The 12,400-nt window shown below is 55.5% G+C and carries 9 protein-coding genes and 1 pseudogene; 6 read left to right on the top strand and 4 right to left on the bottom strand.

Going from position 1 to position 12,400, the window contains the following annotated elements; all coding sequences use genetic code 11:
- Position 1 precedes the first annotated feature (1 nt).
- The 5 genes from K6T50_RS15985 (at position 2) to K6T50_RS16005 (ending at position 7,258) form a co-directional block, all read left to right on the top strand.
- Positions 2 to 1,582 (top strand): class I adenylate-forming enzyme family protein, encoded by a 1,581-nt coding sequence (locus tag K6T50_RS15985; protein ID WP_222608962.1) that lies wholly within the window; start codon positions 2 to 4, stop codon positions 1,580 to 1,582.
- 15 nt (positions 1,583 to 1,597) lie between these two features.
- Positions 1,598 to 2,482 carry an FAD binding domain-containing protein gene (locus K6T50_RS15990; RefSeq protein WP_222608963.1) on the top strand — a complete coding sequence of 295 codons (885 nt, stop codon included), beginning with the start codon at positions 1,598 to 1,600 and terminating at the stop codon, positions 2,480 to 2,482.
- Complete coding sequence (locus K6T50_RS15995; protein ID WP_222608964.1) at positions 2,479 to 3,096, top strand: (2Fe-2S)-binding protein; 618 nt, start codon at positions 2,479 to 2,481, stop codon at positions 3,094 to 3,096. Before K6T50_RS15990 ends, K6T50_RS15995 begins: the two co-directional genes overlap by 4 nt.
- Positions 3,089 to 5,542, top strand: a complete 2,454-nt coding sequence (locus K6T50_RS16000) for a xanthine dehydrogenase family protein molybdopterin-binding subunit (protein WP_222608965.1) — start codon at positions 3,089 to 3,091, stop codon at positions 5,540 to 5,542. The genes K6T50_RS15995 and K6T50_RS16000 overlap by 8 nt, the downstream gene beginning before the upstream one ends.
- A gap of 129 nt (positions 5,543 to 5,671) precedes the next feature.
- Positions 5,672 to 7,258, top strand: coding sequence for an AMP-binding protein (locus tag K6T50_RS16005; RefSeq protein WP_222608966.1), 1,587 nt, complete (start codon positions 5,672 to 5,674; stop codon positions 7,256 to 7,258).
- Positions 7,259 to 7,305: 47 nt separating this feature from the next.
- Here the strand turns inward: K6T50_RS16005 and K6T50_RS16010 are convergent, their stop codons facing one another.
- Complete coding sequence (locus tag K6T50_RS16010) at positions 7,306 to 8,427, bottom strand: XdhC family protein (RefSeq protein WP_222608967.1); 1,122 nt, start codon at positions 8,425 to 8,427, stop codon at positions 7,306 to 7,308.
- Between the two features lie 238 nt (positions 8,428 to 8,665).
- Between K6T50_RS16010 and K6T50_RS19315 the strand changes: the two are divergent.
- Positions 8,666 to 9,058 (top strand): annotated as a pseudogene (locus tag K6T50_RS19315) (CARDB domain-containing protein); the annotation flags it as partial.
- A gap of 105 nt (positions 9,059 to 9,163) precedes the next feature.
- On the opposite strand, the gene K6T50_RS16015 reads toward K6T50_RS19315, so the two are convergent.
- The 3 genes from K6T50_RS16015 to K6T50_RS16025 form a co-directional block, all read right to left on the bottom strand.
- On the bottom strand, positions 9,164 to 9,724 hold the full coding sequence (locus K6T50_RS16015; RefSeq protein ID WP_222608968.1) for a site-specific integrase: 561 nt from the start codon (positions 9,722 to 9,724) through the stop codon (positions 9,164 to 9,166).
- Positions 9,725 to 10,787: 1,063 nt separating this feature from the next.
- Entirely contained in the window at positions 10,788 to 11,195 is a 408-nt protein-coding gene (locus K6T50_RS16020) for a DUF8160 family protein (RefSeq protein ID WP_222608969.1), read from the bottom strand.
- Positions 11,192 to 12,010 (bottom strand): ParA family protein, encoded by an 819-nt coding sequence (locus K6T50_RS16025; protein ID WP_222608970.1) that lies wholly within the window; start codon positions 12,008 to 12,010, stop codon positions 11,192 to 11,194. Before K6T50_RS16025 ends, K6T50_RS16020 begins: the two co-directional genes overlap by 4 nt.
- Positions 12,011 to 12,400 lie beyond the last annotated feature (390 nt).

A 12,400-nucleotide genomic window follows, 5' to 3' on the forward strand; every position in this document is an offset into this window, starting at 1 on the left:
CATGAACATGGGAGAGGCTTTCGAACGGACGGCAGAGCGAACGCCGGACGCAGTCGGACTTGTTGATCCGGAATCGGACGTCCGATACACCTATCGAGAATGGTTTGAAGAGAGCGTCGAACTAGCAGCAGCGCTGCAAAAACACAGTATCGGAACTGGTGATCGTGTCGCCGCAGCGATGCGGAACCGAGCCGAACTGGCCACGTTATACACAGCGACTCAACTGATCGGTGCAGTGTTTGTTCCGTACAACTTCCGCGTCTCGCCGGAGGAACTATCGTACCTACTCGAGAGTGCGGCGCCGGATGTACTTGTTGTCGCTGATGAGGTTACGGAGACCGTCAAATCGATGACTCACGAGTTTGACGCAGACCTCATCACAGTCGACTCGGATGTGCCCGGTGCGATGACTTACAGGTCACTTCGTGACACGGGCCGTAACTCTAAGTTCGAACCGACGTATGTGGACGCGACCAAACCGAGCCTAATTCTTCACACTGGTGGCACGACTGGAGACCCAAAAGGCGTCCCAAGAAGCCATGAGAACACACATGCGGCCGCGACAGCTCATGCGATTCAGAATTCCTGGTCGCTCGGTGAGTCGACGCTCGGCCTAATGTCGTTGTCGCACACTATGGGTATCCACACCCTTGCAACGACGATCCTCCTCGGTGGTAAGTGGATCTGTCAATGCCGGTTCTCAGCTGGTGAGACTGCCGATCTGATCGAAACAGAAGAGATCACGAGTCTCTATCTGGTTCCAACAGTGTTCCACGACCTCCTGCAGTCGGACATCGCGTCGGAGTCAGATCTTTCCTCGGTCGCGCACGTGACATACGCTGGATCCAACATGGGTCCAGCAACCGTTCGCGAAATTCAGGCCCAGTTCGATCCTGAGACCTTTGTTAACCACTACGGCAGCACGGAGGTGTACACGCACGCTATCTGTGACTTGGTGTCCAAGAAGCCGAATTGCGTGGGATATGCCGGGATCAACACTACGGTTCGTGTCGTCGAACCAAGTGACTACGGTGGTCCGAATCCGACCGCGACCGTCGGCCGCGAGTCGCTCGGCGAGATTATTGTTGACGCGACCTCTCCGGAGGCGTTCGACGGATACCTCACAGAAAATAGAGATGACGATGTTCTCGTCGACGGCTGGTTCTTCACGGGGGATTTGGGATACCGGGATGAAGACGGTGACTTGTTCTTCGTTGGCCGTGTCGACGACATGATCATCAGCGGCGGCGAAAACATCTACCCAATCGAAGTCGAAACGGTCTTGGAAGGACATGAGGCTGTCGCGGAGGCCGCAGTCGTCGGACGACCCAGTGAACGGTGGAACCAGGCGGTCACCGCATTTGTTACCCTCGCTAACGATCCCGAGGTGGTCAATTACGAGGAGATTGTCAATGCCCTTGACGAACACTGTCGGAACAGCGCCGACCTGGCCAACTTCAAACGGCCGCGAAAGTACTTCTTCATCGATTCGTTCACCAAGAGTAACGTCGGGAAAATACTGCGGAAAGAGTTACAACAACGGGAGCTAGATGTTGACGTGCATCACGTAGTCGATGTTTGACGTGACGGACGCCACATGTATCCACGCAAGTTCGAACACGTTTCGGTGCGGACCGTCGAAGAAGCTCTCGACGCGCTCGAAACGTACGACGATGCGGAACTGCTCGCGGGGGGGCAAAGTCTCGTGCCACTCCAGAAAACGAGGTTTGCCTCGCCGGACTACCTCATCGACATCACGGACATCGAAGAACTTCGGTATGTCGAGGAGGATGAAAACGAAGTACGAATCGGTGCGCTAGCGAAACACACCGATATCCAGCAAGCCAATCCGATTCAGGACCACGTTCGGCTGTTCAGCGAGTGTATCGGAGAGATCGCCGACTGGCCCGTTAGGAACCAGGGCACGTTCGGCGGAACGCTCGCCGAAGCAGATCCCTCCGGAGATTACCTTCCAGTTATGAAGGTGTTGAACCCTACGATTGAGTTGACCGGACCGGAGGGTAACCGGGAGGTCCCCTTCGAGGAATTCTACTTCGGGATGTTCACCGTCGACATGGATGACGAGGAGATCCTGACCGGCGCACGGTTACCGAAACTCCAATCGCTCGTTCCAGATGCTGTAGCTGTTGGGAGTGCGTACGAAAAACACGCCGAGCGATCGGGAGATTACGCCCTTGTGGGTGTCGCGATAGTTGTGGGAGTTGACACAGACGGACTCGTGACAGAGGCAAGGGTAAGCGTTGGCGCTGTCGGACCCCTTGTCCGCGTGACCGACGCAGAGTCGGTCGTCAAAGGAACGACGCTTGACGAGGACGCGCTCAACGCAGCAGCGACGGCTGTAGAGAAGACAGTTCAACCGGATGAGGAGGGCTCCGAAGGGGAGTACAAGGAAGCAATGGCAGGAGAGTTCGCGAAGCGTGCGCTGAGCAGTGCTTACGATCGAGCAACGGAGGAGCTATGACCGACGACACACCAACAACGACTGTATCGGTGACAATCAACGGGGAAGAGTACGTCCGGGAGACGGAAGATCGGCGACTTCTCGTTCATTTCCTACGTGAAGAGGTGGGACTGACAGGAACGCATCAGGGCTGCGTTGTCGGCAAGTGCGGTGCGTGTACCGTTTTACATAACGGTGTTCCCAAGAAGTCCTGTATGCTGTACGCCGCCGCGGTCGATGAAGACGAAATCACGACCGTCGAGGGACTTGCAAAACGCGCAGAAATGAACGGGGTCGCCATGAAAACCCGTGAAGGAACGACGTTCCACCCGCTCCAAATGGGATTTAAGCAGAACCATGGCCTCCAGTGCGGATTCTGCACACCCGGGTTCCTTATGACAGCCACAGCTCTGCTTCGAGAGAATCCAGATCCAACCCGAGAGGAAATAAAGTCCGCTATCTCAGGGAATATCTGTCGGTGCACGGGCTACACCTCGATCGTCGACAGTATCGAGTGGGCTGCGGCCCGACTTCGCGAGGATGAACCAGCGGTAGCCGACGGAGGGATCGACTCAACCCCCTGTGAAGGGTGTAACTGTGAAATCGCAGACGATGTCGAGGGAAACGATGAGTAACGCCCTCGACCGCCAAGAGGAATCGGAGGCGGATGCTGACTCGACCGCGGTCGGAGAACCCATGGGTCGTCGTGAAGATGACCGCCTCCTACGCGGCGAAGGAAAGTATATGGACGACTTTGAGCCGACTTCGAATCTCCATCACGTGGCCTTCCTCCGGTCTCCGGTTGCTCACGGCGAGATCGACGATATCGATACCACGGCCGCAGAACGCCGTGAAGATGTGACGTGTGTCCTTACGGGCGCAGACATCGCAGAGCAGATGGATCCCTTCGCAGTCGGTGTCCAGAATCCGCCCGAGTACTACCCGCTAGCTGTTGATAAGGTCAGATACGACGGCGAGCCTGTGGCAATGGTTGTAGCGACGACCAAGTACGGTGCGACCGACGCGCTGGAAGATATTGTCGTCGACTATACGCGACTGGATCCGGTTACCGACGAACTCGAAGCACTGGACGACGATTCTCCTCAGATCCATCCCAGTGGAAATTGCGCCAACTACCGCGAATTGGAGTACGGTCCTGTTGACGAAGCCTTCGAACGTGCGGACCACGTTGTCGAACGAGAGTTCGAATTCCCCCGATATACGAGTGCGCCAATGGAGACGTACGGAGTCATTGCCGAGTACGACACAGCTCGTGACGGCGCGACTGTGTGGTCAAACTTCCAAGGCCCATTCACAATGCATCCTGTTGTTGCGGGCGCATTGGGGATGTCAGAGGCGGATCTACAGTTCAAGGTACCATCCGACAGTGGAGGAAGTTTCGGTGTCAAGGCGCATATTTACCCCTACATCGCGGCAGCAGTGATAGCCTCACGCGAGGCCGGTGCACCAGTCAAGTGGATCGAAAGTCGAAGAGAGCACCTTCAGGCAAGCGCGTGTCACACGGATCGGACTCAACGTATGCGTGGCGCGGTATCCGAGGAGGGCGATATCCTAGGCGTCTGGGTCGACCTCTACGACAACTTTGGAGCATACGTTCGTGCTCCAGAGCCAGGTAACACGTTCCGTCCGCTCGGGAATTACGTGAATGCGTACGACTTCGACGCTTTCGGTGGGGAATTCCGCGCGGTTCAGACGAACAAATGCCCAGCTGGGCTAAATCGGGGTTACGGCTGTCACCAGTACTACTTCGGTCTTGAAAGACTCATAGACTGCATGGCTGATGTCGTCGGCATGGACCCGACTGCGTTCCGCGAACGGAACTTTATCGACGAAGATGAGTTCCCATATCGGACACCGACAGGCGGAGAGTATGACAGCGGACGCTACAGCAAAGCACTCCAACGGGCGAAAGAACTCTTCGAGTACGAGGACTATCTCGGCCGGCGTGACCGGGCACGAGCGAACAACCGGTACATAGGAATCGGTTGTGCGGCGATCATCGACCCGTCGGCCTCTAATATGGGATACGTTTCGGTGGCCCTCCCGCCGGAAGAGCGTGAGAAGGGGCACCCCAAGTCGGGTGCCGTCAGTGCTGTCACGATGATGGTGCAACCCGACGCGAGTATAGTGGTCGAACTCGATTCCGCTCCGAGCGGACAGGGACACGAGACGACCGCCTCCCAAATCGCGGCTGATGAACTAGGAGTCGACCCGGAAGCAATCACCGTCGTTTCGGGCATGGACACAAGCGAGAAAGCGTGGAGCGTCTCATCGGGAAGTTACTCCTCACGATTCGCCACGGTCGGTCACAGCGCTGTCAAGAACGCGAGCGAGCAAATCGCCGAACAGATGCGACGTATCGCGGCCGTAATATTGGATGTCGATCCCGTGATGATATCATTAGAAGACGGTCGTGCACACGGGCCCGACGGTGGCGCGATATCTATCAGAGAGATCGCGGGGACGGCTCACTGGAATCCATCGAAACTCCCGGACAATATCGAACCCGGCCTCCGAACCCAGCACACGTTCAGCATGGACGACTCAAGGCCGATTGACGAAGATGATCGGATCAACTCTTCAGGTTCATACGGATATGGGGTGCAACTCGTTGCAGTCGAGGTGAACAAGACAACCGGCGAAATAGACATCCTCGATTACGTCGCAGTTCACGACTGCGGAACGATCGTTAATCCCAAGATCGTAGATGGCCAAGTGGAAGGAGGGATCTTCCACGGGTTAGCAGGGAGTCTCTATGAGGAGCTTAGATATGACGACAGTGGGACACTCCAAACGGACACATTCATGGATTACGCCGTCCCGACCGCAAAGGAGGCGCCGGACGTAACGACTGACCACATCGAAACCCCGTCCCCGAAGACACCGATGGGATCGAAGGGAACCGGGGAGGCGGGAACTGAGGGTGCGCCCGCAGCCATCGCGAACGCCGTCAACGACGCGCTCGATCCGCTTGGCGTGGAAATCACATCGCTCCCGCTCAAACCACCTCGCGTGTGGTCGCTCATCGAAGAAGCAGAGGGCGAGAAGAGCAGCGACTGACCGAGGAAGACGATTCAGTGGGTTATCTAATTTGGAACAAGCGTATGTCTGTAACACAAGTTGTATTTCAGCGGAATGTTTTTAATGGACTCCCTCGTGTGAATCATCAACGTCGTGCGAGAGTCAAGCATGCACATGGGAAGAGTCTTTCAGCGATCAGTCGAACGGAATCCAAATCGAACCGCTGTCGTCGATCCCGATGAGGGTGTCGAGTACGACTACAACGATTGGAACGAGCGTGTCGATCAACTAGTAGAGGGATTGGAAGACCTCGGCGTCGGTCCTGGCGATCGCGTGGCCGTGGTTATGCAACCACGTGTTCAAGCGGGAACGATCTACTGGGCGGTGCAGAAGATCGGTGCAGTGTTCGTACCTTTCAATATTCGGGCGGCTGCCGACGAGTTGACGTTCCTAGTGGATAATACAGATCCGGATGTGATCATCTACTCCGAGATCGGCCGTGAGGCGATCGACGGAGCACACGAATCGTTTGATTCGGATATCAACCTCGTCTACATTGACGAGGATATTCCAACGTACGCTTCGCCCTACGAGTCCGTGCTGGCTGAAGATGCGGAGCCGCATGAACCGGCTTCGGTCGAACCGGATACGACGAGCATCATTCTACACACGAGCGGTACAACAGGCCAGCCAAAGGGTGTTCCGCGAACGCACACGAACACGTACACTGCGGCGAAGGCACATGCGATTCAGTCACAGTGGGTCGACGGGGAGCGGACGCTTGGGCTTATGCCGATATACCATACCATGGGGATTCGGTCACTCGTCACAACCATGATCCTCAGCGGCACGTGGGTAGCTCAACGTTCGTTCTCACCTGAACAAACCGCTGATCTGATCGAGTCAGAGGAGTTGACGAGTCTTTATCTGGTCCCAACAGTGTTCCACGACCTGGTAAAATCCGAGGCCATCGAGGGTACGGACACATCCAGCGTCGAGCGGTTGGGATACGCCGGCACTCCGATGACCAAATCCGTTGAGGCCCAAGTGAGGAACACGTTTGAACCAAGCGTCTTCGTCAATCACTATGGTAGTACAGAGGTGTACACCTATAGTGTCTGTTCGTGGATCGACGAAAAATCAGGATCAGCTGGCCGCGCAGGGATCAACACGCGAGTACGCGTTGTAGACGCAAAGCGCGACGAGGCAGTCGATCCGGAACGTACCGTTGACCCGGGAACGCTCGGCGAGATTATCGTCGATGCAACCTCTCCGGAGGCGTTCGACGGATACCTTGATCGCCCAGATGCAACCGAGCAGGCGTTTGTGGATGACTGGTACTTCACCGGGGACCTTGGTTATCGAGATGAGGATGGCGATCTGTTCGTCGTCGGTCGAGTTGATGATATGATCATCAGCGGTGGCGAGAACATCTATCCAGTGGAAGTTGAGAACGTGCTCGATGGACACGAGGAGATCGACGAGGTAGCAGTGGTCGGCCTCGAGGACGAACGTTGGAACCAGGTAGTCACTGCCTTTGTGACCGTTCCCGGATCCCAGCCAACAGGTCTTTCGGAACTGGCCGAACGGCTCGATGACTACTGTCGCGAAAGTTCTGACCTAGCCGACTTCAAGCGACCGCGTAAATATGTCTTCGTCGATGAGATCGTTAAGAGTAATGTAGGAAAGGTGCTACGACGAAAACTTGGAATCGATGACCTCGATGTAACCGTCTACGCGAACGTCAACGTATAATCGCGCATCTCGTGTATGATCGGTCGTAGTGGCGGGATTTAGCTGTGTTACCGTGGATGGATGGGACCGTCCTGCTTCGAGAGGGGTCTCCCACTGCCACCATTGTGGGCTGCAAGTAGCTCTCCAACGATGCTGAATGCGATCGCCATTGGCTCGTCCCCACCAAGGTCCAATCCCACAGGGGCAGCGATCCGATTACTGTCCACGTCGATAGGTAGCTCGTCGGTTAGTTGACGAAACCTCTTTTCTGGACCCATTACACCGATATAGTCGACTTCAGTCTCTAATAGTGACTCTAGTGCGAGTCGATCGTCTACGAAATTATGCGACATGACGATCGCATAGGTGTGGTCCGGCCGAGTGACATGATCGCCTACATCCGACGGTCGCGTCGCCGTAACCTCACTTGCGGAGGGAAACCGCCCTGGGTCCGCGTTACCGCCGCGAGCAGTGTGTAAGTGGACATCAAACCCCGCGCTGTTTGCCAAGTTGACGACCGGTCCCGCGTCTGGCTGGCCACCGAAGAGAAGTAGTCTGGGTGCCGGTTCGAAGCGGTCGATAAGTATGCGAACTGGATCACCATCTATTGAGATTTGAACAGTTCGAGTTTCCGGTGCAGAGAAGTCTTCTCCAGACGATCTGACGGCATCAACAATGTGTGAAGGGAGTCCGCGAACACTGGGAATGACTGATTCATTCTCCCCCATGACTGCTCGGTCACCAGCGACCGTACTGGACACCGAGGACTCGAGAGTCGTGATAACGGTCATGGAACGCCCCGATTGAAGTTCGTCTACGACTGGTTGATAACTCTCGTCTATCGGTTCAACCAACAGTTCAACAACGCCGTTGCAGCCAAGACCGAGCCCCCAAGCGTCGGGATCATCGCTGCTCGTAAGGTCGTACGTTTGGATGTGTGGCTCACCCTGATCAAGTACCGTGGCCGATAGTTCCACGACAGAATCCTCAAGACATCCAGCCGTCACTGCTCCCGCTACTGAACCCTTTGGTTCGACGACCATTTTGGCACCCGGACGACGATACCCGGATCCTTCAACCGATATGACGGTCGCAAGTGCAGCCTCCCGATTCGTCGAAACGATCTCCGCGATTGCGTCATGTATGTCTGAACTAGTCGCACTCCACGGACTATCTGGTGATGTGGGCATACACTGTCATCAGTGTCTTGCTCCAGCGACAATTCTCTGTCGGTGTTTTTCCATTTCTCATATGAATTAACTGACTAGTAACACTGACCAGTATAACTCTCAGAGCTGACTGATTCTACATGGCGCGTGCAGGGCCGGAATCAGCGTGCCTGACCGAGAGTCTAAAATATTGTAATCTGAATGTTCTTAGGTTCTGATAGAGTGGATATTTACAATCCTCACGTCCTCATACCGAACTATGCCTGAAGAGCGGTCCCGTCGGTTTATATTATCGATATCGGCTACGCTCGGTGGGAGTATCCTCGCAGGCTGTAGGCAGCCGTCTACCGACAACAGCGATGAGACACGTATACAGTCGACTCAGGACACAACGACAACAGGCGCAGAATCAGATACTGCAGCCGATCAAGCTGCGATCATCGAAGCGACGCTCGACCAAACGGATCTCGTTCAGGGAGAGTCGATTTCAGTAACTATTGACATCGAGGGTACGGGAGATGAGGAGCTCACTCGTACCCTTCCGTTGTCTGTCAATGGCCAGCAATTGGAATCGCAGAAGGTAACGCTCACCCCCGGTGAGACAACTCAAATCAAATTAACAACTACACCACCTGACACGGGGACTCAAACTGTCACGGTCGGTGACCAAGAAGTTGGGACAGTCGTCGTTCGAGCAGTAAAACCTGACACTGTCCGAGATGTCGGAGCGCATTACTATCCGTGGTACGGAGCGCGATTACACAGTTGGAACGATGGAGAGTGGAGTCTCGAGTCGCCGAGCCCATGCTGGGAGCCGTGGCTCGCCGCCCTCTGTAATCCCGCTCTCAGACGGCAGCCGCTTCAACAGCGTCCGCGCGCCGGTGGTCGACAGCGCCGGCGGCGTCAACTCGTGCTCCCGGAGGAGCGACCACACGGTGTCCTTTGCGGTCTCCGCCACGACGCCGTCGGCCTCGCGGACCGCGTTGTACAGGCTCGGCAAGTGGGCGGTCGGGAAGACAGGCCAGTCGTCGGTCGGCGGATCCTGCCGGCGGCGGTGCGCTCGCAGGCGCTCTACTCCAGGGTTCAACAGCGGCGACCGCTGCCATTCCTGGCTCTTGCCGTAGACCCGGAGGACGCCCTCATCGAGATCGATGTCGCGCCACCGCAACCCGCTCCGGCGCGTGTTCTGGGGGTCGCGGAATAACTCCGAACCTCGCGCCCCGGAGTAGGCGAGCGTCGCAACGATCGCGCGGTCGCGGGTCGCCCGATCTGCGTCGAGCCAACCATGGTCGATCGCGTCCTCTGTCCGCAAGTCCATCCACCGGACGTCGACTCGCGCGTCGTTACACTCTAGAACTGCTGGTCGTCGTCCCCACTTACACCGACCGACGGGTCGGAGAGGCGTCTTCGGCCACCTCCGACGCGGCGGGGTTTGACTCGAAGGCGTCGCGATCGACGAGGAACGTTCAGAACGAGCGGACGAGCGCGTAGTACTGGTGGGCCGTTCGCCCGGTGATCCCCGCGTCCGGGTCCTCCTCGCGAGCCCACGACCGCCTGGCGAGGTGGTCGGCGTACTTTCGAGCCGCCGCTGGCCGATATCTCGGACGTCCTCGGCGCCGCGGCGTTGCGCTCGCTCGACGAAGTCGCCGACGACAAGATGGACCTCCCCCCGGTCTCGTCCGGAATCGCCTTCGCCACGTGGCCGACTAATGCGTCGAGATCACCCTCCAGACTCGTGGATGCCCGGACTCGACCCGTGAACCCCTGATTCCGTCTTCGGTAGCCATTCGGCTCACGCAAGGGCTCGGGGGTACTAGAAACCACTTGCGCTTAGAAGGTTAAGCAAAAGTGGACTGGGCAATAATGAGATCCATCTCCTCAACACATTTTGAGCCTGATTTGGGGAGATACGGCGTTGATCTGAACAGTATAAACTATATACCGCTATACTAAATTCTCGGGGCGGTACACCCCACAACCTCGGAGGATGGATTCGATGCGTGCCTTCTGTTCTTGCGAAGAGCCTATGAAACAGGAGCAATCTTGCGGTTCTATAATTGTATCACTCAGAAAACTTTTCTGAGCAACATACTTCATGGCCGTCTCCTAATCGGCAGACGAAAGCCTATCCGTACTCACATGTCGTGAAAATAAGGCACGCATCAGATCCCAAACTCCGAAACTCTGTGTCTTCAGCACCAGACATTGATATAGCGCTTATTAGTTTATGGCTCGCTCAGGTTGAGTCTCTGATTTCCGCCGTGGAGCACTCATGTATACGACCTATCGACAAGATTCAGGGGTTTAGAATCTCCTAGCGCCAAATTCCAACACTATATGAACCCATATTTCAGAAATCACGTGACTCAATTTGAGCTGAGTTATTTGTCGCCAAGTTGCGATAGCCGAGCCTGAATTTCCTCAGCATCCGCATCAGAGAGCGCCTCAACACCGAACTGGACGAGTAACGGGTAGAAGTGGCGGTTCTTCTTGAATTCGTCCTGGCCCGCTTTTCGGAGCTTTAGCTGGGACTCGAGGTAAGTATCCTCCATCTCGACGAGGACCTCGTCCGGGATGTAGATCGTCCGCCCATTCCACTCGTCCTTGATGTTTGTCTTCGTTTCGTTCGTTTCGTTCGTTTCGTTCGTTTTATTCGTTGTTGTCGATTCTGTCGTTTCGGTTGTTTCGGTCGATGAACTGGTTTCCACTGTTTCACTGGAATCAGCCTCATCGTCCTCCGCTTCGTAGTTGCCCTCGATACCGGAAGCATCGCCCCAGCCGTCAGTCATGCTTCCACCTTCTCAGGCGCTGTCTTCTCGAATGTCTCATCGAACAGGTCCGCAATCTCATTGAACAGTTCGCGGGCATCCTCAACGCGCTGATTCTCTTTGCCGAAGCCGAAGACAGACACACCTTCGCCGATCGACTGGGAGAGATCGGTACGCTTCGGAATCTCGAAAATCGGGAGCGAATACGCCGATTTAATCTCCTCGATGGTGTCGCGATGTTCAGCGTTCTGCTCGACGCGGTTGCAGACGATTGCGAGCCGATTGATGTCTCCGTATGCCTGTTCGAGAGAGCTCAGCTGCTTTGCGAAAATCTGGAGACTGTTGGCATTGAGTTTCTCGGGAATGACGGGGATGACGACATTGCCTGTCGCGACGAGAGCGTTGTCGGTGAGAACGTTCAGGGAGGGCGGCGTGTCGACGATGATGTAGTCGTAGTCATCATTGAGTTCGTCGAGGGTCATCTCCAGTCGCTCTCGACTCTTCGGCGCCTCGAGCAACGTCTGGATGTTCTTGTTGTTCGCGAGCTTCTCGCTCGCGGGGAGAATATCAAACTCCTCGTGTTCGACGATGATATCGTTCACCGACTCCATCTGATCGAAATCCAGCACGTCGAATAGCGTTGTGCGGTCGGTGTCGTAATACAGGTCGTTGTAGCCGAGTGAGCAGGTGAGACCTCCATGATAGTCGATATCGACCAGGAGGACTTCGTGTCCCCGGTCGGAAAGTGCACCGCCAGTATGAATGACATCAGTCGTCTTCCCCGCGCCTCCTTTCTGATTCGCTACAGTGATTCGTGCGGTATTGGTGTCGGTCATTTCTTTCGTTTAGCTCGTTGAGTTCGTTTCGTTCGTTATTGTCGTTCTGTTCGTTTGGCTCGGTGAGGGTATTTCGCTCGGTGAATGGATTACTACGATGTTAAAACCAATTGTTCGTTACGCTCGTTGAAGCAAATACACTCGTTTTAATCAACACATTCGTTCTGTTCGTTACCTTCGTTTCTCTCACCCTGGTCATCGAATACAGCGCAACCAGGTCAGCCTAAACCCGTTCGTGCCTCGGAATGCGTTCGTTTTGTTCATTTTAATCATATCTCTCGTTTCATTCATCGAGTAAGGGCAACCAACCCATCCTCAACGAGTTCGTTCCACAGAATTCGTTCAACATTTTCGTTATTGCTCATTCTGATCGTTCAGTTCGTTTTGTTC

The sequence above is a fragment of the Halobaculum magnesiiphilum genome (assembly GCF_019823105.1).
GTDB lineage: Archaea > Halobacteriota > Halobacteria > Halobacteriales > Haloferacaceae > Halobaculum > Halobaculum magnesiiphilum.